This is a genomic window from Actinophytocola sp. (genome assembly GCF_036402745.1).
Taxonomy (GTDB): domain Bacteria; phylum Actinomycetota; class Actinomycetes; order Mycobacteriales; family Pseudonocardiaceae; genus Actinophytocola.
The window spans coordinates 25,378-48,893 of sequence record NZ_DASWSJ010000191.1; the positions used below are offsets into that span (position 1 = coordinate 25,378).

Here is a 23,516-nt window from a genome sequence, read left to right on the forward strand (position 1 = left end):
CTTGTTCGTGCAGATCGTCTCCATCGCCGTCCTCGCCGTCGTGTTCCTCATCGCCACCACCCGCCCGATCAACCTCGGGGCGCTGGCGCTCGTGGCGACCTTCGCCGTGGGCCTGCTGGCCACCGGCGAGGACTACAAGACGGTCATCTCCGGATTTCCGGTCGACGTGTTCGTCCTGCTCTTCGGCGTCACGTACCTGTTCGGCATCGCGTCGGTCAACGGCACGATCGAGTGGCTGGTCATCTCCGCGGCGAAACTGGTGCGGGAAAACCGGGCCGCCATCCCGTGGGCGCTGTTCTTCCTGGCCGCGATCCCCACGACCGCCGGTGCGGCGGGTCCCGCGGGGGTCGCGCTGCTCGCGCCGATCGCGCTGCGGATGGCCGAGCGGCACGGCATCAACCCGCGGCTGGCCGGGCTCATGGTCGTCAACGGGTCCAACGCCGGGAACTTCTCGCCGCTGAACGTGCTCGGCGTGATCGTCAACGGCACGGTGCAGCGCAACGGGCTCGACGTCGCGCCGGGGTGGCTCTGGCTGGGCAACTTCGTCTTCACGCTCGCGCTCGGCGTGGCCACCTTCGTGGTGTTCGGCGGGCTCGACCTCGTCCGGGAGAGCAGGCGGGAACGCGCCGGGGCGGCGGTTCCGGCCCGGCAGGCCGCGACCGCGCCCGCCGGGGCGACCGGGTCCGTGGGCGAGCCCGCCGACCCGCCGGCGACCGGTCCGTCCGATGTGGACCGTCCGACCGCGCCGGCCGCCGCGCCCGGCGGCGCGTCGACCGCTGCGGTGACCGCACCGCCGACCGCCGGCGCGCCGACCGTCGCGCCGGCCGGGCGGTCCGATGTGGACATTCCGGTGTCGAGGGTCCCGCGGATCGCGACGCTCGTGGCCATCGTCGCGGTGGCCGGCGGCGCGCTCGTGTTCGACCTCGACATCGGGATGCTCGCGGTGACCGCCGCGGTGGCGCTGCACCTGCTCCTGCCGGCGAGCAGCGCCGGGGCGATGGCCAGGGTCAGCTGGAGCACCATCCTGCTGATCTGCGGGGTCGTGACCTACGTGGCCCTGCTGCAGCGGATGGGCACGGTGAAGATGATCGGCGACAGCGTGACCGGGATCAGCGTGCCGCTGCTGGCCGCGCTGCTGCTGTGTTTCATCGCCGCGGTCACCTCGGCGTTCGCCTCCAGCATCGGGGTGCTCGGCGCGATGATCCCGCTCGCCGTGCCGTTCCTGCTCGCCGGCACCGTGCCGGTGACCGGCGTCGTGATCGCGCTCGCCATCTCGGCGACCGCCGTGGACGCCACGCCGTTCTCCTCCATCGGCGCGCTCACCGTCGCGAGCGCGCCCGAGGGCGAGCGGGAGCGGCTCTACCGCGGGATGCTCCGGTGGGGCTTCTCGATGGTGCTCGTCGCGCCCCTGGCCACCTGGCTGCTGTTCGTCGTCCTGTGAACGGGGCCGAGCTCGTCGTCGCGACCCTCGCCAGGGAGGGCGTGCGCCAGGTCTACGGCATCCCGGGCACGACGATCATGGACGTGCTCGACGCCCTGGCCCGGCAGGACCGGATCCGCTACCTGTCGGTGCGGCACGAGCAGGTGGCCGCCTCCATGGCCGACGGCTTCTCCCGGGGCGGCGGCGAGTTGGGCGTGTGCGTCGCGTCGCGTGGGCCGGGTGCGACGAACCTCGCGACGGCGATCGGCACCGCCAACGACGAGTCCGTGCCGCTGCTCGCGATCGTCGGGCAGGTCGCGCACGACATCGCCGGGCGCGCCGCGTTCGAGGAGCTCGACGTCGTCTCGCTGTTCCGGCCCATCACCAAATGGGTGGTGGAGATTCCTTGCGTGGACCGGATTCCCGAGCTGCTCCAGCGCGCGGTCCGGCTGGCGCTGTCCGGCCGGCCGGGTCCCGTGGTGGTCTCGCTGCCGCTGAACGTGTTGCGGGCCACCGCGTCGGCCACCCCGGGCCCGCGGTTCCGGGTGCGCCGGCCGCGCCCGGCGGCGGACCAGGTGCGGGCGGCGGCGCGGATGCTCGACACCGCCCGCCGGCCCGCGGTGCTACTGGGTGGCGGGGCCTGCTCGTTCGACAAGGCGGTGCTGGCGCTGGCCGAGCGGCTCGGCGCGCCCGTGCTCACCACGTGGTCGCGCAAGGACCGGTTCCCCAACGACCACCCGCTGGTCCTCGGCGCACTGGGCCCGGGTGCGTTCGAGAGCACCGAGACCGCGGTGCGCGAGGCCGACGTCCTCCTCGCGCTGGGCTGCCGCTTCTCCGAGTTCACGACGAAACGCTGGACGCTGCTGTCGGCCGGTACCGCGCTGATCCACGCGGACATCGACCCGGGCGAGCTCGGCAAGGTGTACCCGCCGGCGGTCGCGCTGCACGCCGACGCGGGCGAGACCGCCGCCGACCTCGGTGCCGCGCTGGGGAACCAGCCCGACCGGTCCGGCTGGCTGCACCGGCTCCGGGTGTCCTATGTGGAGGAACGCAAGCTGCTGCCGGCCGACACGCCCGCCGGGGTGTCCTCGGCGCGGCTCACCGCGGGCCTGCGGGCCGTGCTCGGCCGGGTCCCAGCGGTGCTGGTGGTCGACGCGCCCAGCACCGGCGTCTGGATCCAGCGGTACGTGGACTTCACCCGCCCCGGCGGCTACGTCGCCTCGGCCGGCGGCGCCATGGCGTGGGGCCTGCCCGCAGCGCTGGGCATCCAGCTCGCCCGGCCCGCCGAGCGGGTGCTCTGCCTGTCCGGGGACGGGAGCTTCTGGATGGTGGCCCAGGACCTGGAGACCGCCGTGCGCGAGCGCGTTCCCGTCGTCACCGTCGTGGCCAACAACTTCGCCTACGGCAACACCAGGGACCGCCAGCGCACCGCGCACGGCCAACGCTACTTCGGGGTGTTCTATGACAATCCGGATCTCGCTGAGTTCGCCAGGCTGCTCGGCGCCCACGGTGAGCGCGTCACCCGGCCGGACGAGCTCGAGCCCGCCCTCGAGCGCGCACTGGCCGCCGGCCTTCCGGCCGTGGTCGACGTGGTCCAGGACCGGCACGAAGGACTGCCGCCCGGGCTGTCCCCACTGCCCGCCCGCTGACCTGGAGGGGTCCACAGTGGAACGACCGGACATCGCCGCGCGACCGTGGCGGATGCTGATCGGCGGCAGGCTCGTCCCCGCGGCGAGCGGCCACCGCTACGCCACCTCGACCCCACCACCGAGCGCCCGCTCGCGGAGGTGCCCGACGGCGGCGCGGAGGACATCGACCGCGCCTACTCCGCCGCGGCCGCCGCCGCACCCGGGTGGCGGGCCACCGCGCCGCGGGTCGAGGAGATCTTCGGGCCCGTGCTGTCGGTGCTGACGTTCGGCACCGAGGAGGAGGCGATCGGCCTGGCCAACGCGGTGGACTACGGCCTCACCGCGAGCGTGTGGACCAACGACCTGAACCGCGCCCACCGGGTCGCCGCCGCGTTCGAGGCCGGCTTCGTGTGGGTCAACAGCTCGTCCCAGCACTTTCCCGGCGTGCCCTACGGCGGGGTGAAGGCCTCCGGCGTCGGCCGCGAGGAGTCCGTCGAGGAGCTGCTCAGCTTCACCCAGACCAAGGCCGTCACCGTGTTCGGCGCACACACCGGGGCGTCACGCCCGTAGCGGGGCGTGGCCGGTCAGCGGCCGGTCCGCCGCCAGGCTCGGGTCCAGCGGCCGGTGCCGGTCGTAGCCGAGGCCGAACTCCATGCCGACCATCGCGGCGGCCACGACGGGAACCGAGAACCAGGACGGGAAGGCGACGCCCCGCGGCAGGAAGTCGGGCCTGAACTTGGCGTTGAACTGGTAGAGCGACTCGAGGTGGATGAACGGGTCGAGCAGGTGCATCGTCTGGTACCCGACCCGTTCCAGCACGCCCCGGTCGTCGCCGGCGTCGAGGAGCGCGCGGAACGCGGCGAAGTTGAGCGAGATCACCCGGACGGCGCGGGCCCGCGCGTAGCTCGCCAGGTCCACGATCATCCGCTCGTTCAGGCCGTTGAGCGCGTCCCGGTCGCGGCGCATGGTGTCCAGCGACAGCGCCTCCCCGCACGGCGCGTACCGCTGGAACCCGACCACCCGGCCGGTGTGGTCCCGGGCGATCACGAGCACGCAGTTCGGGTGCGACCCGGTGAGCAGCCCGTCCAGGATCATCGAGAAACCGCGTTCCTGGGAACCGCCGAGCCAGCGCGCGGACAGCCGGGCGAGCTCGGCCCGCACGTCCGCGGCGAGGTCGCCCTCCCGGACGACGGTGGTCGTCACGCCGAGATTGTGCGTGCGCCGCACCGCCTGCCGGACGTTGCGCATCGACCGCCCGGACAGGACGAACCGGTCGACGTCGAGCAGCACTTCGTCCCCGATGCCGACGGTCCGCAGGCCGTGCCGCCGCCACAGCGGCGCGATGTCCTCCCGGACGGCGAGCGCGGAGACCCGCCACCCCGCGCGGTCACACATCCGGACGAACTCGGCGACGGCGTCCGGGAACGCCGCCGGGTCGCCGACCGGGTCCCCGCCGACCACCGCGACCCCCAGCAGGACCCGGTAGCCCAGCGCGGCCCGGCCGTCCGGGCTGAACGCGTAGGACTTGTCGTGGCGCAGCACAAAAGGCGCGAGCGTGTCCGAGGACGGGTGCTTCACCAGCTCGCCGACCCGCGCGCGGGTGAGCCCGTCGGCCGGGGGAGGCGCGGGGGCGGGGGCGAGCAGCACGACCAGGGCCACACTCACGCCGAGCAGCACCAGCGAGCCGAGGTCCACCCGGAGCTCGGCGTGCCCGTGGACCGAGACGTCGTAGAGACCGCCGGTCGCCAGCACCGCGAGCCCGCACACCGCGGCGAACCGGACCCGCGCAGGCCGCGGCACGGCCGGGAACGCCGAGCGCCGCACCGCCAGCGCGACGCCGGCCGCCACGAGCAGCACCGCGAGCACGCTGCGCCCGGCGAGAAGGACGCCGCACCCGGCCACGGCGAGCGCGACCCAGTAGGCGACCTTGCGGCGGCGCAGCAACCCGTGCGCGAGGACGAGCAGCGCGACCGCGAGCAACCCGCCGTGCAGCCGGCCGTGCGGCCCGTCGCTCATCAGGTGCGTCACGGGCCGTACCCAGCCCGGTGGCGCGACCCGCAGTGCCGCGAGCCCGCCCACGACCGCGAACCCGGCCGTGACCAGGCCGAGCGGCCAGACGTGCCGGCGTAGGACGGGCCCGGCCGTCCGGTTCGGTTCGATCAGCCCCTCGGACGGTCCGCCGGTAGATGTGCCCACGAAACCAGTCTCGCAGGCATCGACGACCACCGCGGGAAGACACTCGGACCGTCGGGCGCCGGGGAACGCCGGGGTGAGGCTGGCCCTACCCCGCTTCGGGGGGCGGGCACCATCGTGGGCGGCGCGCGGCGCTCATAGCGTTGTCGTCACCAGGCGCACAGGGCGTCACCAGAAGGAGGTGGCGATGACCGCCATGGCCCGTGCTGAGGCACTTCGACTCGTCGGGGTTCGCCGGACCTACGGCACGGCAGACAACCCGGTACACGCGCTGAACGGCGTCACCGTGAGCCTGCCTGCCGGCACGTTCACCGCCGTGATGGGGCCGTCCGGCTCCGGCAAGAGCACCTTTCTCCAGTGCGCGGCCGGGCTGGACCAGCCGACGAGCGGCCAGGTGTTCATCGACGGCACCGAGCTGAACCAGAGCAGCGAGACGGCGTTGACCAAGTTCCGCCGGCAGCGGGTCGGGTTCGTGTTCCAGCAGTTCAACCTGCTGCCGACGCTGACCGCGTGGCAGAACGTCACGCTGCCGCTGCGGCTGGCCGGCCGCAAGGTGGATCGCGAGCGGTGCGTGGCCGCGCTGACCAGCGTGGGGCTCGCGGACCGGGTCGACCACCGGCCGGCCGAGCTGTCCGGTGGCCAGCAGCAGCGGGTCGCGATCGCGCGAGCGCTGGTGACCGACCCGAACGTCATCTTCGCCGACGAGCCGACCGGCGCGCTGGACACCCGCAGCGCCCGCGAGGTCCTCGCGCTCCTGGCCGACGCGGTGCACAAGATGGGTCAGACGGTCGTGATGGTGACCCACGACCCGGTGGCCGCGTCCTATGCCGACGCCGTGCTGTTCCTCGCCGACGGGCAGCTCGTCGACCGGCTCGTGCGCCCGACCGCGGAGCTGGTGGCCGGGCGGCTGACCCAGCTCGGTGACCTGGCCCAGCGACGCGGCCTGGCGGTGGGGGAATGACCATGCTCGGGCTTGCCGTGCGCTCGCTTCGCTATCGCACCACCGGTTTCGCGGCGAGCTTCCTCGCGATGTTCCTCGGCGCGGTCATCCTGATGAGCTTCGCGTCCCTCCTGGACACCGCGGCCGGCGACGGCGTGGACGCGACGAGCGCCGAGACGCTGACCCTGATGGCGAGCGTGGTCGGCGGCTGGGGTCTCCTGATCGTCGCGTTCGCCGTCGTCTCCACCCTCAGCCTGCTGGCCGGCCAGCGCGACACCGAGATGGCGCTGCTCAAGAGCATCGGCGCCACCCCGGTCCAGGTCGGCAGGCTCATCGTCGGCGAGGCCGCGGTGGTCGCGCTGGTCGCCGCCGCCGTCGCGATCCCACCCGCCATGTTCGGCGGCCGCCTGCTGATCGGGCTGCTCCGGGACACCGGCCAGGTGGCGCCGGGGGTGACCCACCGCTTCGGGCCGATGGCGATCGGGATCGGCATCGGGATCACCTTCGTCGCGGCCACGATCGCCGCCGCGGTCACCGCCCGGCGGGCGACCCGGGTGAGCGCCAGGGAGGCGATGTACGCCGCCGCGGTCGACAGCCCGCGGCTGAGCGGGAAGCGGATCGCGGTCGGCAGCGTGCTGGTCACCATCGGCGTGAGCTGCGGGGTGCTCACCGCCACCGTCCTCAAGGACATGGGTCTCGAGGGCATGGCGGTGGCCGGCCAGGCGGTGATCCTGTCCGCCATCGGGCTCGCCGTGCTCGCGCCGGCACTGGGGAGGGCCGGCATCGCCGTGCTGGCGCCTGCGCTGCGCCGGCTCACCGGCGTGAGCGGCTACCTGACCGTGCTGAACATCCGCCTGCGCGGTCGTCAGGTCGCCGGCGCGCTGGTGCCGATCATCCTGTTCACCGGTATCGCGACCGGGACGCTCTACCTGCAGAGCATCGAGAACTCGGCGGTCGCCGCGTCCGGCGCGGGGAAGAGCGCGGACTACCAGAACGTCGAGACGCTGAACTTCGTCGTGGTGGGCATGATCGCGGTCTTCGCGGCGATCATGCTGATCAACACCTTGGTGGCGGCGACCTTCCACCGGCGGCGGGAGTTCGGCCAGCAGCGGCTGGTCGGCTCGACCCCGCCGCAGGTGCTCGGCATGGTCGGCGTGGAGGGCGCCGTGCTGACGGCGGTCGGGGTGCTGTTCGGCACGCTCGCCTCGGCGGCGGCCATCGTCCCGTACAGCATCGCCAGGACCGGCTCGGCACTGCCGGACGCCACGATCGGCATCTACCTGGGCATCGTGTCGACCGCGGTGGTGCTCACCTTCGCCGCCAGCCTGGGCGCCGCGGGCCGGGCGATCCGGACACCGGCGGTTCAGGCCGTCGCCGCCTGACCTCGGACCGACGTGGGTGCGGTCGCCTCGGCGGCCGCACCCAGGTCACGCGGGGTTCTCGCACGGACGTGCCGCGCACGTTGACCGGCGGACAGGTCGTCGTGCGGATCGTCAGCGGGGCGCACTGTCCTGTTCGGACCTACTGGTCGACTCGGGTGGCCCGGCCGGTTCGAGTGGCGCGCGGCCGCGCGTTGATGTGTGTCACACAAGGGACTTCTTCTGCTTCGTGGCGTCGCGACCGGGTACTCGCGCGTCGCCGCGGCCTGTGCGGTGTGGAATCGCGTGGGGGGAGATGTCGTGGTGCCCGAGAAGTCAACGAAGGTGGGCGACGACGCGGAGTCCGGCGCCGAGTTCCTGGTCGACGTCCTCCGTCGCGTGGTGGACATGGCCGAGGGGGTACAGCGCGCGGTGTCGCCCGGTGTGCACGACGCGGTCGCGTCGCGGGTCTACGACCAGGTGCGGGCGGGTCTCGGCGCGGGTGGCCCGGTCGTCGGGACGGTTGTCCGGCTGGTGAGGATGTCCCCGCCGTTGAGGTCGCTGGGGGAGTCCGCCGCGGTGCAGCGCGCCGTCGGGGTGGTGAACGGGGCGGTGGGTGCCCACGCGCGACCGCGCGGTGCGGCGGTGCCGGCGGTGATGACGGTGCGGGTGGACCACCGGCGGATCGGGCTCGATCGTGGTTCGCTCGCGGCGGCCTTTCCGTCGGCGTCAGGGCAGGTGGTGGTGTTCCTGCACGGGCTGGTCGAGACCGAACGGTCGTGGTTCCACCGCCCGGATCCCGGCAAGGCCCGGACGGGCACGGACTTCGGTGGCCGGCTGGCCGAGGAGCTGTCCTGCAGCCCGGTGTACGTCCGGTACAACACGGGCCGGCACATTTCCGACAACGGGCGGGAGCTCGTCGGGTTGCTCTCCGAGTTGGTGGCGACGTGGCCCGTTCCGGTCACCGAGATCGTCCTGGTCGGACACTCGATGGGTGGTCTGGTGGCGCGGAGCGCGGTGCACCAGGCCGGTGAGCGGGCGGTGCCGTGGTTGCCGATGGTGACGCGGTTGGTGTGTCTGGGCAGTCCGCACACGGGGGCGCCGTTGGAGCGTGGGGCGGTCCGGGTCGCCGGACTGCTGGGCAGGTTCGCCGTGCTGGGCCCGGTCGTTCGGCTGATGGCCCTGCGCAGCGACGGGATCAAGGATCTCGCCCGAGGGTCCCTGCACGAACGTGAGTGGGCCGAGGACGGCGGCGTGGTCGACACGGTCGTTCCGGCCGGTGTCCGGCAGCTGTTCGTGGCCGCGACCGTGTCCCGGTCGCAAGGGAGCCTGTGGGGCCGGCTCGCCGGTGACCTCATGGTGACCCCGTCGAGCGCGGCGGACCGCACGCAGACCGCGGACCTCGAATGGCTGGGCGGCCTGCACCACTTCGACCTCCTGCACCACGACAGCGTCTACGACGCCGTCCTCGGGTGGCTGCGCGACCCGGGACACACCGTGGTTGCCGGGCCGGTGAGTGGGAACACCGCGGCGAGCAGTCATCCATCCGCCGGAAGGGGCAGACGTGGCCGATCAGTACACCCAGCGCGATCCTCGGGACCAGTATCCGCGACCGGGGGAGCAGCGGGGCCAGGAGCAAAGGCATCCGGGCACGGGTGCGGCCATGGGACCTGAACCGGATCACGGCGTGGGCTCCTACCGGGGCAGCGGCCGTCTGGTGGACCGCAAGGCGGTGATCACCGGTGGTGACTCCGGCATCGGTCGGGCGGTGGCGGTGGCGTTCGCCCGCGAGGGCGCGGACGTGCTGCTGTCGTACCTGGCCGAGGAGCAGGACGACGCCGAGACGACGGCGGAGCTGGTGCGGCAGGCGGGTCGCGAGGCCGTGCTGGTGCCCGGGGACCTCCGGGACGAGCAGCACTGCGGCTACATCGTCGACCAGGCGGTGGCGGAGTTCGGTCGCATCGACGTGCTGGTGAACAACGCCGCCTACCAGATGTCGCAGGACGACGGGCTCCTGGGCATCTCCACCGAGCAGTTCGACCGGGTGTTCAAAACCAACGTCTACGCGATGTTCTGGCTGTGCAAGGCGGCGGTGCCGCACCTGCGGCCTGGATCGAGCATCATCAACACCTCGTCCATCCAGGCGTTCCAGCCCTCCCCGGAGCTGCTGGACTACGCGTCCAGCAAGGCCGCGATCGTCAACTTCACCAAGGCGTTGTCCGCCGACCTGGTGTCCAGCGGCATCCGGGTCAACTCCGTCGCGCCCGGTCCGGTGTGGACTCCGCTGATCCCGGCGACCATGCCCGCGGAGAAGGTCGACTCCTTCGGTGCGCAGACCCCGCTGGGCCGTGCCGCACAGCCGGCGGAGCTCGCCCCGCCCTACGTGTTCTTCGCCTCCCAGGAGTCGAGCTACATCACCGGCGAGGTACTCGGCGTGACGGGCGGTCAGCTGCTGACCTGACCGCTCGTCCGGCCGGCGGGGCGTCGCGGGTTTCCCTTGCGACACACGCGGTACCTCTGGTCGATGGAGACCGAACGGCGGGAACGGGTCGCGGTGCGGATCATGTTGATCGCCATCGCGCTGGGGTTGGCCACTCTCGTGGCCGTCGAGTTGGTGTTGCGGGTCGAGCGGGTACTGGTGTGGATGGTGATCGCCGTGTTCTTCACCACCGCGCTGTATCCGGCGGTGGACTGGGTGCAGGGGCGGGCGCGGTGGGTCCGGCGGTCGTTGGCGACGCTGGTGGTGTTCGTCCTGGTGCTGGTCGTGTTGGGCGGGTTGCTCGCGGTGTTCGCGGTGCCGTTGGCGCGGCAGGGCGCCGCGCTCGCGTCGCAGCTGCCGGACATGATCGCCCAGGCGCGCAGCGGCCGCGGGCCGGTCGGTGACCTGCTGGCGCGCACGCACGCGCTGGACCTCGCCCGGCAGAACCAGTCCCGGATCCAGCAGTTCGCCACCGGCCTGGGCGCGCCGGCGCTGAACTTCCTGCGGGGCCTGGCCACGGGGATCGTCGCGGCGATCACCATCTTCGTGCTGTCCTACCTGGCCGTGCTCGAAGGTCCGAAGGTGGTCGAGGGCACGCTGGGACTGTTCTCCCCGGCGCGAGCGCGACGCCTGCGCCGGGTGGGGCGCGAGTGTGCCAGCACCGTCACCGGGTACATCACCGGGAACCTGATCATCAGCGTGATCTGCGGTCTGCTGACCTACGGGGTCCTCAAGGTCTTCGGCGTGCCCTTCGCCGGCCTGATCGCGCTGTTCGTCGGGATCGCCGATCTGATCCCGCTGGTCGGCGCGACGCTGGGTGCGGTGGTGGCCGGGATCGCGGCGTTCGTCCACTCGGTGCCCGCGGGCATCGCGGTGGTCGTGTTCTTCGTGCTGTACCAGCAGGTGGAGAACCACCTGCTGCAGCCGGTGGTGTTCGCCCGGACCGTGAAGCTCAACCCGCTGACCGTGCTCGTGGCGATCCTGCTGGCCTCCGAGCTGGCCGGCATCCTGGGCGCGTTGCTGGCCATCCCGGTCGCCGGGATCATCCAGGTGATCCTCCGCGACATCTGGGCCAACCGGCGCGGGCCGGGCCCTCCGTCCACAGTAGACGGAGACGCGCCGGCCCCTGCCGGTGACGTCCACGCGAACGACGTCCCGGCGGGCGAGGTCACCGCGAGCAGGGAGCCCGGAACGGCAGACCGGTGAAGTGCTGGTCCCACTCGGCCGGCGTGATCCTCGGGTAGGCCGACGCGCGGATCCGCGGGGCTTCGGTCCACTGTGGACAGCAGGGTCGGGCTGCCGATGCAGCGCGCCGTTGGCCGCGCGGCGGCTGGTCCGGCTCGCGCGATGCTGGCCGACCGGATGTCGGTGCCGGTGCGGCCCGCGCCGGGCGGATCTTCGCGCGGGACCGTTCGATCAGCCGGTCGCCCGCGGACGACGTCTCCCCAGGCCGGAAGGGCCGCGGAGGCCCGAACTGGGTGACGGCGTTCGGCCTGGGCGGGTGACTCGGGGGTCGTTCCTGGACCTCGCAGGCCGAAGAGCGCGGGCCCTCAGGCGATGAACAATCGAGCCGACCGGAACGCCCGAGACGCGACGGAGGTTAGTGCCGTGTCGATGAGTTCGTCCATGCCCGCTCCCCGCACTTCCTGGGCCGAGCTGCTGATCCCCGACGTCTACCGCACGATGATGCTCCGCGGCGCCTTCGCCGTCGTGTTCGGTGTGCTCGCGCTGATCTGGCCCGCCGCCACCGCGCTGGTCCTCGCGCTGCTGTTCGGCGTCTACGCGCTGTTCAACGGCGTCGGCAACATCGTCGCCGCTGTTCGTGGCGACGTCGTGGTTCCCCGCTGGCTCGTCGTGGTCAGCGGCGTGGCCAGCATCGTGGCGGGGGTGATCGCCCTGGTCTGGCCCGACATCACCGTCCTGGTCCTGACGCTCGTGGTCGGCGCGTGGGCGCTGGTCACCGGGGTCATGGAGATCGCGGCCGCGGTACGGCTGCGCAAGGTGCTGGACCGCAGGTGGCCGCTCGTCGTCACCGGCGTTGTCTCGGTGATCGCCGGTGTGCTGCTGCTGTGGCACCCGATCGCCGGCGCGCTCGGCATCGCGATCGTCGTCGGCAGCTACGCCGTGGTGTACGGGGTGCTGCTCGTCAGCGTCGCGATCTGGCTGCGGCGTGAGGTGCGCCGGGCCGACGGTCGATGATCACTGCGGAGACGGCCGACCGGATCCTGCGGCTGGACGGCGGCGGGCTGCCCGTCGTGTCGGTGTACGCGCGGGTGCCGGTCGATCCGCAGGAGCATGCCGCGCTGCCGAGCCGGGTCAACAGCCTGCTCGACGCGATCGACCCGATCGCGAAGGACAGGTCGCGGGACCGGGCCGGCCGGCTGTCCGTCCGCGACGACCTGGAGCGCATCCGCGAGGCGGTCCGGACCGGGCACTGGCGGCCCGGCGCGGTCGCGATGTTCGCCTGCGGCGGCCGGGACGTGTTCGAGGCCGTCCAGCTGCCGCGGGCCGTCCGGGACCGCGCCGTCGTGGACGACACCGCGTGGACCCGGCCGCTGCTGGCCGTCCTCGAGGAGTACGCCCGCTGCTGCGTCGCGGTGGTGGACCGCTCGACCGCGCGGGTGTGGGAGCTGTTCGCCGAGGAGATCCAGGAGGCCCGCAAGCTTTCCGACCGCAAGCTCCGCAAGCCGAACTTCGCGGCCAACCTCGCCGAGGACCGGGTGCACCACAAGGCCGAGGAGCTGGCGAAGAAGCACTACCGGCGGACCGTCGCGGAGCTGGCCGAGCTGTTCGAGGCCGACGGCTACGACATTCTGGCCGTCGGCGGCCACCGCTACGAGGTGCCGCGGTTCCTCGACGCCCTGCCCCGCGCGCTGCGCGAGCGGGTGGCCGGCACGTTCACCGTCGACCCGCAGACGGTCCAGCTGGGGGAGGTCAAGCAGGACGCGAACGCCATCGTCTCGCGGTACCAGCGCGACGTCGACGTCCGGCTGGCCGGCGAGGTGCTGGAGAAGGCCGCCGCCGGCAGCGACTTCGCCGCCGTCGGCGTACCCCGCTGCCTGTGGGCGGGTTCGGTGAAGGCGGTGGAGACCCTGCTGGTCCAGGACGACGCCCTGGCCGGCGGCATGGTCTGCTCGACCGGCGACTGGCTCGGCCTGTCCGGCGCGGCCTGCCCGGTGTGCGGGAAGCCGACCCGGCGTACCCACGACGTCCTGGACGAGCTCGCCCAGGCGGTCATCGACGAGGGCGGCACGGTCCGCCACCTCAAGGCCGACACGGAGATCAAGGAGCACCAGGCCGCCGCCGCGCTGCGCTTCCCCCTGCCGCCCGCGCCACAGCCCAGGCGGTAGCCCGCCTCGCCCCGCCGCGCGCGCCCGCCCGACGAGAGCCCCGCCCGGCCACCGAGCCCGCGACGTTCCGACGTCGTCCACGCGGCCAGGTCGGCTTCATCATCGCGACGTTCGCCCCCGTGCCGGCGTGATCGTCAACTCCTGTCCCGTTCGGACAACCCACGGGGACACTTTTGTCCGTGGGCTCCATCGGCGTGCGCAGTGACGCACGGCACAGTGACGAGGAGCGATGCCGGTGCGCGAGCAGGCTGGTCGTGCGTGGCTGGGCGGTACCCACCCCATGAGTTCAAGGAGGAACGGAATGGCCGAGGTTCTGGCGGAGGGGTTCAACGTCTTCGACACCAGCAAGTCACCCAGCGGCACGGTGAAGTACCTCTCCTCGCCGGCCGATGTCATCAGCCTGATCCAGTCGGGGAAGCTGCAGGAGCACATCCTGCTGGTCCGGGGCGGAACGACCACCTTCCTCGCGCCGGCGTTGAGCATGGGCGCCATCGGCGTGATCACCATGTCGGGCGCCCCGGAGTCGCACCTGGGCATCCTGTCGCGGGAGTTCCAGACGCCGTGCGTGATGACCGCCTACCTCACCGGCAGCGAGTCGCGCTACGTGGTCGGCAACACCGACGAGTCCCACTTCGTGCAGATCGCCGAGGGGCTCGACGGCCGGCGGGTCCGCCTGGACTGCACCGACCACGAGGTCGGCCGCGTCGTCGCGGACTGATGACCGCGTCCCCGACCATCCCAGCCACCGACGACAGGGAGCAGCACGTGACGACCGCCCCGAGCAAGCAGGCGACCTACAAGCAGCGTTACGAGCAGGACGACGACGGCCTCCGGTTCCAGGAGCTCACCTACACCGGCAACTTCGTCGGCATGGAGCCGGTCACCGACGGGATCCTCGGCGACAAGATGATGAAGTCGCGGGCGAAGAGCGGTGTGCTGGAGAAGGTCGCCAAGGACGACGTCCTGCGCGACCAGTTCACCATCGACGAGCTCAACGACCTCAACAACTACCTGGCGTGGAACATCTGGGACGTGCTGGTCATGCGGGCCACCGAGGGCGTCTCGGGCATGATTCCCCGCCAGGAGTACGAGATTCTCGCGTTCATGCACGAGTTCTACCGCTGGCCGGAGATCCTGCGGATGACCACCGACGAGGTCGGCGGGGGCCAGGGGATCATGGACATCGGCGCGACCGCTCGCCGCGAGATCGGCACCAAGGTCAACGCGGTGCACGACTGGGCCATCGGCGCGGTCGGGTTCGGCATGGGCCGGTGCGGGCTGTTGGCGCTGGAGGCCATCGGGCCGGACGACTACGTCGAGGAGAGCAACGAGATCCTCAAGTTCATGCAGCGGATCCTGTGGGGCAAGCGGCAGGACGGCTACCTCCTCAACTCCCAGGACCGCTACCGCTGCCGCATCCACGAGGCCGACTTCCTCGACGGGATCGTCGCCCAGGTCGAGCCGTTCGAGCCCAACAGCCCGCAGCACCAGAAGTTCACCCGGTTCAACGCCGCCGCCGAGCTGCTGTCCTTCCTCGACCACTACGACTGCCGGCTCGGGCTCGGCGACACCGGCCCCTACGAGCTGCCGGACGGGCGGCTGCTGATCCTGCGGGACCTCTTCGTCAACGAGGAGGTGTTCCACTGGAGCGACGTGTGCGACGACGAGAAGCTGCCGCACTGCTACACCCTCGCGCTCGTCGTCGACCCGCAGCTGATGGGCCTGCAGGAGATCCGGGTCAACGACATCTCCACCACGTTCACCCGGCCGAAGAACTACATCGAGTCCATCGTCGGCGGTGTCGTGTTCGCCAGGGAGAAGTGGAACACCCCGATGGGCGAGGTGTACCCGATCAAGATCGACGACCTGGAGGAGCACCTGACGCGGGTGCAGAACGCCACGCTGAAGCTGTACGCGAAAACCGCGCGGATGTGCCGGCGGGACCTGATCTGGAACGGCCAGTACGTCTACTACGTGGACATGATCCTGCCGCACCTGCGGCTGGCCGGCACCTACGAGAAGGCCTGCCAGGACTACGACTTCTGGGAGATCGACCAGCGGGTCGCCAACTACTACTACGACATCACCAAGCGGGGCTTCGCGCAGGAGACGGTGCCCAGCAAGATCTTCTCGGGCGCCGGCTACCTGCCCTTCTCCGACAACGCCGACCCGCGCCGGTCGAAGTACCGCTGGCTGTAAGGGGCGCGGTGGTGCTGCGGAAGCCCGACTACGACGTGCTGAACGTCGTGGCACTGAAGAAGATGGCCGGCGCCGAGGCGATCGCCGAGGTGTGCGGGCTCGCGCCCGGCGAGGTCGGCGGCACGCTCGCCGACCTCGCCGGGCACGGCCTGGTCGTGGTCGCCGGCGACGCGGCGCTGCCGACGGACGCCGCCGAGCCCGCGCTCGCCAAGGCCGCGGCGGAGCACTACGCCGCGGTACGCGCGGATCCCCGGATCGAGGAGCTCGTGACCCGGTTCGACACCGTCAACGCCCAGTTCCTCGCCGCGATGTCGGCCTGGCAGCAGGTCGACGCCGGCGGCCGGAAGGTCGCCAACGACCACACCGACTCCGCCTACGACGGCAAGGTGATCGACCGGCTCGACAGGCTCGTCGGCCGGCTCGGCCCGCTGATCGACGCGCTCGCCGGGCACGACCCGCGGTTCGGCGGGTACCGGCGGCGTTTCGACGCGGCGCTCGCCGCCGTCGAGGCCGGCCGGCCCGAGCTGGTCTCGGCGCCGACGCAGGACTCGGTGCACAACATCTGGTTCGAGTTCCACGAGGACCTGCTGCGCACCCTGGGCCGGGAACGGGCCGAATGACCGTGGCGACCGGCTACACGCTGACCTTCGCCGGCGCCGACCCGGCCGCGGTCGACCGGTTGGGCGGCAAGGGCGCCGGCCTCGCCCGGATGACCCAGCAAGGGCTGCGGGTGCCGCCGGGCTACGTCGTGTCCACCGACGCCTGCCGGCGGTACCTGGCCACCGCCAGCCTGCCCGACGGGCTCGCCGGCGAGCTGTTCGAGCAGCTCGCCGCGCTCGAGGCGAGCACGGGCAAGACCTTCGGCGGCGGCCCGGTCCCGCTGCTGCTGTCGGTCCGCTCGGGCGCGCCGGTCTCGATGCCCGGCATGATGGACACGATCCTGAACCTCGGCCTGGGGCGGGCCGCGGCCGTCGCGCTGGCCGAGGTCACCGGCGACACCCGGTTCATGGCGGACGTGGTGGCCCGGTTCCACACCATGTACGGCGAGACGGTGTTCGGCGCGCTCGGCGGGGTCGTGGACGTCGGCGCGCTGACCGCGGCCGTCACCGCCGGGGACGACCCCGGGCAGACCTACGACCGGGTGTGGTCCGCGTGCCAGCGGGCGTTGCTCGACGACACCGGCGACCAGGTGCCCGCCGACCCCCGCGAGCAGCTGCTCGGTGCGGTCGAGGCCGTGTTCCGGTCCTGGAACACCCGCCGCGCCCGGACCTACCGCGAGTTCCACGGGATCCCGCACGACGTCGGCACGGCGGTCGTGGTGCAGTCGATGGTGTTCGGCAACCTCAGCGCCGACTCCGGCTCCGGGGTCGTGTTCACCCGCGACCCGGCCACCGGCGAGCCGGGCCTGTTCGGCGAGTACCTGGCGCACAGCCAGGGCGAGGACGTCGTCGCCGGCACCCGCACCCCCGACCGGGTGGTGGACGCGCTCGCGCCCCAGCTGCTCGCCGAGCTGCGCTCGACCTGCGCCGAGCTGGAACGCCGCCAGGGTGACGTGCTGGACATCGAGTTCACCGTCGAGCGCTCGGTGCTGTACTTCCTGCAGGTCCGCGCCGCCAAGCGCACGCCGGAGGCAGCCGTGCGGATCGCCGCGGACTTCCTCGCCGAGGGCGTGCACCCGCCGGCCGAGGTGCTGGCGAAGGTGTCCGCCGCGCAGGTGCGCCTCGTGCAGCGGCCGGGGTTCGACGCCGCCGAGCTCGACGCCGCCCGCGCCGGCGACCGGCTGCTCACCACCGGGATCGGCGCCTGCCCCGGGCAGGTGTCCGGCCGGCTGGTGCTCGACCCCGACCGGGCGAAGGCGGCGGCGGACGCGGGTGCGGAGGTGATCCTCGCCCGCCGGATCACCAGCCCGGCGGACCTGCACGGCATGATCGCCGCGCGCGGCATCGTGACCGCGACCGGCGGGGCGACAAGCCACGCCGCGGTGGTCGCCCGGGCGCTCGGCACGGCCTGCGTGGTCGGCGCCTCGGCGCTGGAGGTGGCGGGCGACTCGGTGGTGGTCGGCGGCCGCGCGCTCGCCGAGGGCGACCTCGTGTCCCTGGACGGCGCGACCGGCGAGCTGTTCGCCGGCGCGTTCGCCACCGCCACCCCGGCGGCGGCGACCGACGCGTTGTCCGCGCTGGTGTCGGCGGCCGGCGCGGCGGCGGGCTGCGCGGTGTTCGGGCGGGTCACCCGTCCGTCCGATGTGGACTCCGCATTGGCGGCAGGCGCGACCGGGCTGGTCAGCGCCGTCGACGACGTGCTCGCCGCGACCGGTGCCGTGGTCGGCGACCTGGTGGTCGACCACGCCGCGGTGGCCGAGCTGGTGGCGGAGCGGTTCGCGCCGGTGCTGGCCGCGGCCGGCGACGTCGAGGTGGGGGTCCGCGCGATCGACCTGCTGGCCGAGGAACTGGTGGCGCACCGTCCGTCGCTGTCGGTGCCGCTCGGGCTGCCCGGCCTGATCGAGGCGCAGCTGGCCGGCCTCGCCGCGGCGGCGTCGGGAACGGGCGCCCGGGTCCACCTCGCCGTGCGGCACGTGAGCGATCCGGCGGAGGCCGAGGCGCTGCGCGCGGTGCGGACGGCGCCCCGGCCGGGCGCCGGCGCGTACCTGACGAGCCCGCGCGGCGTGGTCAACGCGGCGGGGATCGCCCGCGCGAGCGACGCGCTGTGGTTGGACCTGGGTGCGTTGCAGGCGGCGGTGTTCGGCCTGCCGGCGAGCCACCTGCTGGCGAGCGAGCCGCTCGACGGGTACCTCCGGCGCGGTCTGCTGAGCGTGGACCCGCGGGTGGCGATCGACCCGTCGGTGGACGGGCTCCTGGAGCGCGTCGCCGGCGCGGCCGCCGAGGCGCCGGGGTGCGCGGTCGGGGTGCGGTTGACGGGGGAGGTGTCGGCCGCGGTGGCGGGGCGGTTGTACGGCCTGGGGTTGCGGCGGTTCGCGGTGGACGCGCCCGAGATCCGGCCGTTGATCGTGACGTTGGGGCAGGCGGCCGGCTGATCAGCGCCGGGTGATCAGCGCCGGTGATCAGCGCCGGTGATCAGCGGGGTTCGAGCAGGCCGTCGGCCAGCTGGGTGAGCGCGGCGTCGCCGATGCCGCGGGAGCGGGCCCAGCCCGCCGCGCCGCCGTAGCGCTCGTCGAGGCCGGCCAGGAAGCCGCGGATGGTGTGTTCCTGCGCCTGGTAGACCTCGGCGGGCACGGCGGCCATGTGCGCGCGGTACCGCGGCCAGTCGCGGAAGCGCTCGATGATGCGCGGCATGTTGTGCTCGGTGGCCAGGTAGTCGCCGACGATGTCCTCGTCGGCCACCCCGAGCAGGCGCAGCACCAGCGCGGTGACCAGGCCCGTCCGGTCCTTGCCGGCCGCGCAGTGCAGCACCGTCGGCCGGCCGGCGACCGCGGCGAGCATCCGGACCAGCGTGGGCAGCGCCGGGCTCGGCGAGGCGAGGTGCTCGAGGTAGAAGTGCAGGCTCTGCGCCGCCGGGTCCGCCGTTTCGTCCACACTGGACACCGGCAGGTCCCGCAGCGGTGCGTTGAGGTAGCACACGGTCGCCGCGGCGAGCGGGCCACGGCCCTCGTCCACCGCTTCGGGGCCGATCCGCAGGTCCACGACCAGCTCCACCCCCAACCGGTCGACGAGCACGGCGACGTCGTCCTCGGTCAGCGCCTGCAGGGTGTCGCTGCGGAACAGCGTGCCGGTGCGCACCCGCCTGTCCCGGCCGGCGGGCAGCCCACCCAGGTCGCGGAAGTTGAACGCACCCGCCAACGGCGACACGTGCCGGCCCGCCTCAGCCACGGCCGCACACCCGCCGGACCGCCGCGAGCAGCTCCGCGTCGGCCGTCCCGACAGCCGTCCCGACAGCTGGGCCGGCAGCCGTCCCGACAGCTGGTGCGGCCAGTGCGCGGGCCGCGGCCCGCCTGCGTTCCCGGCGGGCGGTGCCGACGGTGGCCGACCCGTCGCATCCGCATCCGCAGCCACCCGCGGTGACCGCCCGCGCCGGGATCGCGCACGCGCCCGACGGCGGGGTCGCCGCCGCCTCGCCCAGCAGGTGGGCGGAGAGCTCCTGCGGCCACAGCGCGACGAACTCGGCGCCGGCCGCGGTGAGCTCGTCGACCGAGTGCATGCCCCAGGCGACGCCGACCACCCGGATGCCGGCCGCCAGCGCGTCGCGGACGTCGCCCGCCGTGTCGGTGACCAGGACCGTGCTGGCCGGCTCGGGCACCGCGCGGGCGCCGGCCTCGTCGTAGTCGGCCGCGCAGCGCCGCCGGAACGCGCTGCCCGCGTCGGCGAGGAACGCCTGGATCGCGGCCCGCTTGTCCGGCGCGACGTCCCCACCGAAGACGTGCGCGAAGCAGAACGCCAGGTCGTTGGCCACCAGCACGCGCCGCAGCACCTGCATCGCGTTGGACGACAGCACGGCGAGCGTGCACTCCGCGGCGAGCCGGCGCACCACCTCGACCAGGCCGGGGACCATCGGCGGGGTGTACTCGCTGCGCAGCAGGTCCAGGAACGCGCGCTTGACCTCGGCGGCTTCGGTGCCGTCCCGGCACAGCGTCTCGATCGAGGTGAACACGTTGCCGCGGAACAGGTCGTAGTACTGCTCGGGCCGGGTGATGCCGAGCCCGAACCGCTCGCTGATCCGGGCGAAGATCTCCCAGGAGGCCACCCGCGTCTGCACCAGCGTGCCGTCGAGGTCGAAGATCACCGCCCGGGTGCGCTGGGGTCCGGTGTGGACGGTCATCCGCGGTTGTACGCGGCGCCGAGCTCGCCGAGCCCGATGAAGTCCATGCACTCGCCGTAGCCGGTCCGGCCGTCGCAGGTCCAGCGCAGCAGCGCGTTGTGCCCGACGGTGCCCGGCCACGCCTGCCACGGGAACGTGGTCAGCCCGGTGCCCTCCAGCTCGAAGGTCCGGTCCGCGGCGTCGGTGACCGACAGCTCGATCGCCCGCGGGTAGAACCCGTCCCGCCACGTGGTGCCGCCACCTGCCTTGAGGCCGTGCAGCTTGCCGTGGTCGAGCACGTAGCCGTGGGTCATGCTCAGCGCGCTGGGGGCGTCCGGCCCGCCACCGGTGTCGAAGTCGAACAGGCCGTGCACCACGAAGTCCTTCGAGAAGTGCGCGTGCAGCCAGCTCAGCCGGGAGGTCTGCCGCTCGGCCCGCACCCCCCAGCTGTGGTCCATCGTGGACACACAGTCGATCGGGTGGGTGGCGCCCCGCAACCGCAGCTCGCCCTCGACGTGCCCGGTGAGGTCGAAGTGACCGGCGTAGGCGTGTCCCCATGTCAGGTCCGGGTCGGGGTCGGCGGCCATGGGGTCCTGGGCCGGGTCGTTGATGTCGTAGGGCTCGGCGAGCGCGGTGAAGCGGAAGTGCAGGTCCATCCCGGCGGCCTCGTCGGCGTAGTCGACGTCCCAGACCTGGTTCGGCTCGGCGCAGACCACCTTGAGGCCGTTGGCCAGCTCGTAGTCCAGCAGGTTCGCCGGCCGCGGGATCACCAGGTGCTCCCAGGCGTCCCAGTAGTCCGCGGCCCACGGCAGGGAGACCTTCCTGCTGTTCACCGACACGGTCGAGCCGACGACCCCGAGCGGCTCGCGGAACAGGCCGTACACCCCGATGTTGAGCGGCGACGCGGTGTCCTGCGCCGCGTAGAGGCCGAAGTAGTTGGTCTCCGCCCACAACGGGTCCTCGCTCGTGGGCGGGTGGAACTGGGCATCCTCTGGACGGATCACCGGTGACCCTCCTGCGGTCGAAGCGTGGGTGCACCCTCTCGCGCGGGAGGACCCGGCAACCAGGGGCGCGAACGACAACGCGGGCCGCCCACGTTGTCCGGCACGGATAACGCCCACCGGTCTCGACCGACCCTACTGTCTGCTCATCGGGCGCCGTGCCGGTCGGCACCGCGCCGCACCGACGGAGGTGACCGGGGCCATGCAGCTCGCCAAGGTGCTGGGCCAGGTCGTCGCCACGGTCAAGGAGCCCGGCCTGGACCGGTTCACCCTGCTGCTGCTCCAGGAGACCGGCGAGCCGGACCCGGACCAGGTCGGCGGCCCGGCCTTCGTCGCCGTCGACCTGGTCGGCGCGGGCGAGGGCGAGATCGTGCTGGTGGCCTGCGGCAGCGCGGCGCGGGTGGCCGCGGGAGCCGACGCGCCGACCGACCGCGCCGTCGTGGGCATCGCCGACTCGGTGGTCCGCGGCGGCACGGTCACCTACCGCAAGTCCTGAACCGACACCACATGGAGGACGACATGGCTGCGACTGCTACCGGGGCGACGCCGCCCCGTGGGGCGCTCGGCCTGATCGAGACCAAGGGCCTGGTGGGCGCGATCGAGGCAGCCGACGCGATGGTCAAGGCGGCCAACGTGCAGATCGTCGGGCACCGCGAGATCGGCGGCGGCCTGGTGACGGTCATGGTGCGTGGTGACGTCGGCGCGGTGAAGGCCGCGACCGACGCGGGTGCCGTCGCCGCCGGCAAGGCGGGCGAGGTCGTCTCGGTGCACGTCATCCCGCGGCCGCACGACGAGACGGAAGGCATCCTCGCGGTCCTGACCCGCCCCAAGGCCTGACGGCCCGGCCCGCCGAGGTGTGGAGATGACCGTGACGCTGGATGCCGATCTGGCGGGGCTGGCCGACGTCCGGGCGAAGGCCCGGGCGGCCCGCCGCGCGTTCGAGGCGCTGGAGGGCGCCGACCAGGAGACCCTCGACCGCTTCGTGCGGGCGATGGCGCTCGCCGGGACGAAGGCCGCCGAGGAGCTGGCCCGGCTCGCGGTCGACGAGACCGGGTACGGCGTCTACGAGCACAAGATCCACAAGAACCGGTACAACACGGGCTTCGTGGCGCGGTGGATGCTGGAGCGCCGCGCGGTCGGCGTGCTGTGGGTGGACGAGGCGTCGCGGGTGACCGCGGTCGGCGCGCCGATGGGCGTGATCGCCGGCATCATCCCGGTCACGAACCCGACGTCGACGACGTTGTTCAAGAGCCTCGCCGCGGTCAAGTCCGGCAACGCCGTCGTGCACGCCCCGCACCCGAGGGCGGCCCGGTGCACCGCACGGGCGGCCGAGATCATGGCCGAGGCGGCGGTCGCCGCCGGCGCGCCGGCGGGCCTCGTGTCCTGTTTGGACGCACCGAGCCTGCCCGCCACCCAGGAGCTCATGCGGCGCGAGGAGATCGCGTTGGTCCTCGCCACCGGTGGTCCCGGCATGGTGCGGGCCGCGTACTCCAGCGGCAAGCCGACCATCGCGGTCGGTGCGGGCAACGTGCCGGCCTACGTCGGCGCGAGCGTCGCGGACCCGGCCGAGGCCGCTGAGATGATCATCACCTCGAAGTCGTTCGACAACGGGACCGCGTGCGTGGCCGAGCAGTCCGTGGTGGTGGTCGACGCGGTGGCCCCGGCGTTCCTGGCCGCGTTCCAGGCACGCGGCGCGCACCGGCTCGACGCGGGCCAGCAGGCGGCGCTGGTCCGGGTGCTGTTCGACGACCGGGGCGGGCTGCGGCCGGGCGCGGTCGGGCAGAGCGCGACCCGGCTCGCGGAGCTTGCCGGCTTCGCCGTACCGGAGGGCACCCGGGTGCTGGCCGCCGAGCTGTCCGCGGTGGGGGCGGACGTCCCGCTGTCCCGGGAGATCCTCGGCCCGGTGCTGTCGGTCTATCGCGAGCCTGACGCCGCGGCCGGGTGGCGCCGGTGCCGGCAGGTCCTCGCGCTCGGCGGCGAGGGGCATACGTGCGCGGTGCACGCGGCCGACCCGGCGGAGATCGCCCCGTTCGGCACGCTGCCCGCGGGCCGGATCGTGGTCAACACCCCGGCGCTGTTCGGCGGCATGGGCTACTCGACCGACGTGGACCCGTCCTTCCAGCTGGGCACGGGCACGTGGAGCGGCTCGATCTGCTCGGACAACGTCACCCCGCTGCACCTGATCAACATCAAGCGCAT

21 protein-coding genes are annotated in these 23,516 nt (G+C 73.0%); 17 read left to right on the forward strand and 4 right to left on the reverse strand.

Annotated elements, in window-relative coordinates; all coding sequences use genetic code 11:
• Positions 1 to 7: 7 nt before the first annotated feature.
• From VGD70_RS18505 to VGD70_RS18515, 3 genes are read left to right on the forward strand one after another with little or no spacing between them, the layout of a single operon-like run.
• Entirely contained in the window at positions 8 to 1,441 is a 1,434-nt protein-coding gene (locus tag VGD70_RS18505) for an SLC13 family permease (protein WP_331082945.1), read from the forward strand.
• Complete coding sequence (locus tag VGD70_RS18510; protein ID WP_331082908.1) at positions 1,438 to 3,069, forward strand: thiamine pyrophosphate-binding protein; 1,632 nt, start codon at positions 1,438 to 1,440, stop codon at positions 3,067 to 3,069. The genes VGD70_RS18505 and VGD70_RS18510 overlap by 4 nt, the downstream gene beginning before the upstream one ends.
• 45 nt (positions 3,070 to 3,114) lie before the next feature.
• Positions 3,115 to 3,618, forward strand: coding sequence for an aldehyde dehydrogenase family protein (locus VGD70_RS18515; RefSeq protein ID WP_331082910.1), 504 nt, complete (start codon positions 3,115 to 3,117; stop codon positions 3,616 to 3,618).
• Here VGD70_RS18515 and VGD70_RS18520 read toward each other — a convergent pair.
• Positions 3,607 to 5,244: a bifunctional lysylphosphatidylglycerol flippase/synthetase MprF gene (locus tag VGD70_RS18520; protein WP_331082912.1), complete on the reverse strand. Its 1,638-nt coding sequence runs from the start codon at positions 5,242 to 5,244 to the stop codon at positions 3,607 to 3,609. The two genes, VGD70_RS18515 and VGD70_RS18520, sit on opposite strands and share 12 nt — an antisense overlap.
• 184 nt (positions 5,245 to 5,428) lie before the next feature.
• Here VGD70_RS18520 and VGD70_RS18525 point away from each other — a divergent pair, with 184 nt between their 5' ends.
• The 11 genes from VGD70_RS18525 to VGD70_RS18575 all read left to right on the forward strand — a co-directional run bounded on the left by VGD70_RS18525 (position 5,429) and on the right by VGD70_RS18575 (position 18,598).
• Positions 5,429 to 6,202 carry an ABC transporter ATP-binding protein gene (locus VGD70_RS18525; RefSeq protein ID WP_331082914.1) on the forward strand — a complete coding sequence of 258 codons (774 nt, stop codon included), beginning with the start codon at positions 5,429 to 5,431 and terminating at the stop codon, positions 6,200 to 6,202.
• The gene (locus VGD70_RS18530; RefSeq protein ID WP_331082916.1) at positions 6,199 to 7,563 is read left to right on the forward strand and encodes an FtsX-like permease family protein; all 1,365 of its coding nucleotides are present in this window, start codon (positions 6,199 to 6,201) and stop codon (positions 7,561 to 7,563) included. Before VGD70_RS18525 ends, VGD70_RS18530 begins: the two co-directional genes overlap by 4 nt.
• 300 nt (positions 7,564 to 7,863) lie before the next feature.
• A complete protein-coding gene (locus VGD70_RS18535) occupies positions 7,864 to 9,213 on the forward strand; it encodes an alpha/beta hydrolase (RefSeq protein WP_331082918.1) in 1,350 nt (449 codons plus the stop codon).
• On the forward strand, positions 9,203 to 10,000 hold the full coding sequence (locus VGD70_RS18540) for an SDR family oxidoreductase (protein ID WP_331082920.1): 798 nt from the start codon (positions 9,203 to 9,205) through the stop codon (positions 9,998 to 10,000). The genes VGD70_RS18535 and VGD70_RS18540 overlap by 11 nt, the downstream gene beginning before the upstream one ends.
• Before the next feature lie 63 nt (positions 10,001 to 10,063).
• Positions 10,064 to 11,224: an AI-2E family transporter gene (locus tag VGD70_RS18545; RefSeq protein ID WP_331082922.1), complete on the forward strand. Its 1,161-nt coding sequence runs from the start codon at positions 10,064 to 10,066 to the stop codon at positions 11,222 to 11,224.
• 420 nt (positions 11,225 to 11,644) lie between these two features.
• The gene (locus tag VGD70_RS18550; protein WP_331082924.1) at positions 11,645 to 12,217 is read left to right on the forward strand and encodes an HdeD family acid-resistance protein; all 573 of its coding nucleotides are present in this window, start codon (positions 11,645 to 11,647) and stop codon (positions 12,215 to 12,217) included.
• The gene (locus tag VGD70_RS18555; RefSeq protein WP_331082926.1) at positions 12,214 to 13,368 is read left to right on the forward strand and encodes a hypothetical protein; all 1,155 of its coding nucleotides are present in this window, start codon (positions 12,214 to 12,216) and stop codon (positions 13,366 to 13,368) included. Before VGD70_RS18550 ends, VGD70_RS18555 begins: the two co-directional genes overlap by 4 nt.
• A gap of 301 nt (positions 13,369 to 13,669) precedes the next feature.
• Positions 13,670 to 14,086, forward strand: coding sequence for a PEP-utilizing enzyme (locus VGD70_RS18560; RefSeq protein ID WP_331082928.1), 417 nt, complete (start codon positions 13,670 to 13,672; stop codon positions 14,084 to 14,086).
• Between the two features lie 47 nt (positions 14,087 to 14,133).
• Complete coding sequence (locus VGD70_RS18565) at positions 14,134 to 15,567, forward strand: hypothetical protein (protein ID WP_331082930.1); 1,434 nt, start codon at positions 14,134 to 14,136, stop codon at positions 15,565 to 15,567.
• Between the two features lie 11 nt (positions 15,568 to 15,578).
• Entirely contained in the window at positions 15,579 to 16,187 is a 609-nt protein-coding gene (locus VGD70_RS18570; protein ID WP_331082932.1) for a hypothetical protein, read from the forward strand.
• Positions 16,184 to 18,598 carry a pyruvate, phosphate dikinase gene (locus tag VGD70_RS18575; protein WP_331082934.1) on the forward strand — a complete coding sequence of 805 codons (2,415 nt, stop codon included), beginning with the start codon at positions 16,184 to 16,186 and terminating at the stop codon, positions 18,596 to 18,598. Before VGD70_RS18570 ends, VGD70_RS18575 begins: the two co-directional genes overlap by 4 nt.
• Before the next feature lie 40 nt (positions 18,599 to 18,638).
• Here the strand turns inward: VGD70_RS18575 and VGD70_RS18580 are convergent, their stop codons facing one another.
• Genes VGD70_RS18580 through VGD70_RS18590 form a run of 3 tightly spaced genes read right to left on the reverse strand, consistent with a single transcriptional unit; the run spans position 18,639 to position 21,320 of the window.
• Positions 18,639 to 19,391 (reverse strand): tyrosine-protein phosphatase, encoded by a 753-nt coding sequence (locus tag VGD70_RS18580; protein WP_331082936.1) that lies wholly within the window; start codon positions 19,389 to 19,391, stop codon positions 18,639 to 18,641.
• Positions 19,384 to 20,337: an HAD family hydrolase gene (locus VGD70_RS18585; RefSeq protein WP_331082937.1), complete on the reverse strand. Its 954-nt coding sequence runs from the start codon at positions 20,335 to 20,337 to the stop codon at positions 19,384 to 19,386. Before VGD70_RS18585 ends, VGD70_RS18580 begins: the two co-directional genes overlap by 8 nt.
• The gene (locus tag VGD70_RS18590; RefSeq protein WP_331082938.1) at positions 20,334 to 21,320 is read right to left on the reverse strand and encodes a DUF7064 domain-containing protein; all 987 of its coding nucleotides are present in this window, start codon (positions 21,318 to 21,320) and stop codon (positions 20,334 to 20,336) included. The genes VGD70_RS18585 and VGD70_RS18590 overlap by 4 nt, the downstream gene beginning before the upstream one ends.
• 199 nt (positions 21,321 to 21,519) lie before the next feature.
• Here VGD70_RS18590 and VGD70_RS18595 point away from each other — a divergent pair, with 199 nt between their 5' ends.
• The 3 genes from VGD70_RS18595 to VGD70_RS18605 all read left to right on the forward strand — a co-directional run.
• Positions 21,520 to 21,813, forward strand: a complete 294-nt coding sequence (locus VGD70_RS18595; protein ID WP_331082939.1) for a EutN/CcmL family microcompartment protein — start codon at positions 21,520 to 21,522, stop codon at positions 21,811 to 21,813.
• 23 nt (positions 21,814 to 21,836) lie between these two features.
• Positions 21,837 to 22,154 (forward strand): BMC domain-containing protein, encoded by a 318-nt coding sequence (locus VGD70_RS18600; RefSeq protein ID WP_331082941.1) that lies wholly within the window; start codon positions 21,837 to 21,839, stop codon positions 22,152 to 22,154.
• A gap of 25 nt (positions 22,155 to 22,179) precedes the next feature.
• A partial coding sequence (locus tag VGD70_RS18605; RefSeq protein WP_331082943.1) for an aldehyde dehydrogenase family protein occupies positions 22,180 to 23,516 on the forward strand: 1,337 nt, incomplete at its 3' end.

Coding starts and splice junctions, on each gene's coding strand:
- VGD70_RS18525 (WP_331082914.1), top strand. CDS start 5,429: ATGACCGCCATGGCCCGTGCTGAGGCACTTCGACTCGTCGGGGTTCGC.
- VGD70_RS18530 (WP_331082916.1), top strand. CDS start 6,199: ATGACCATGCTCGGGCTTGCCGTGCGCTCGCTTCGCTATCGCACCACC.
- VGD70_RS18540 (WP_331082920.1), top strand. CDS start 9,203: ATGGGACCTGAACCGGATCACGGCGTGGGCTCCTACCGGGGCAGCGGC.
- VGD70_RS18545 (WP_331082922.1), top strand. CDS start 10,064: ATGGAGACCGAACGGCGGGAACGGGTCGCGGTGCGGATCATGTTGATC.
- VGD70_RS18550 (WP_331082924.1), top strand. CDS start 11,645: ATGCCCGCTCCCCGCACTTCCTGGGCCGAGCTGCTGATCCCCGACGTC.
- VGD70_RS18555 (WP_331082926.1), top strand. CDS start 12,214: ATGATCACTGCGGAGACGGCCGACCGGATCCTGCGGCTGGACGGCGGC.
- VGD70_RS18560 (WP_331082928.1), top strand. CDS start 13,670: ATGGCCGAGGTTCTGGCGGAGGGGTTCAACGTCTTCGACACCAGCAAG.
- VGD70_RS18575 (WP_331082934.1), top strand. CDS start 16,184: ATGACCGTGGCGACCGGCTACACGCTGACCTTCGCCGGCGCCGACCCG.
- VGD70_RS18585 (WP_331082937.1), bottom strand. CDS start 20,337: ATGACCGTCCACACCGGACCCCAGCGCACCCGGGCGGTGATCTTCGAC.
- VGD70_RS18595 (WP_331082939.1), top strand. CDS start 21,520: ATGCAGCTCGCCAAGGTGCTGGGCCAGGTCGTCGCCACGGTCAAGGAG.
- VGD70_RS18600 (WP_331082941.1), top strand. CDS start 21,837: ATGGCTGCGACTGCTACCGGGGCGACGCCGCCCCGTGGGGCGCTCGGC.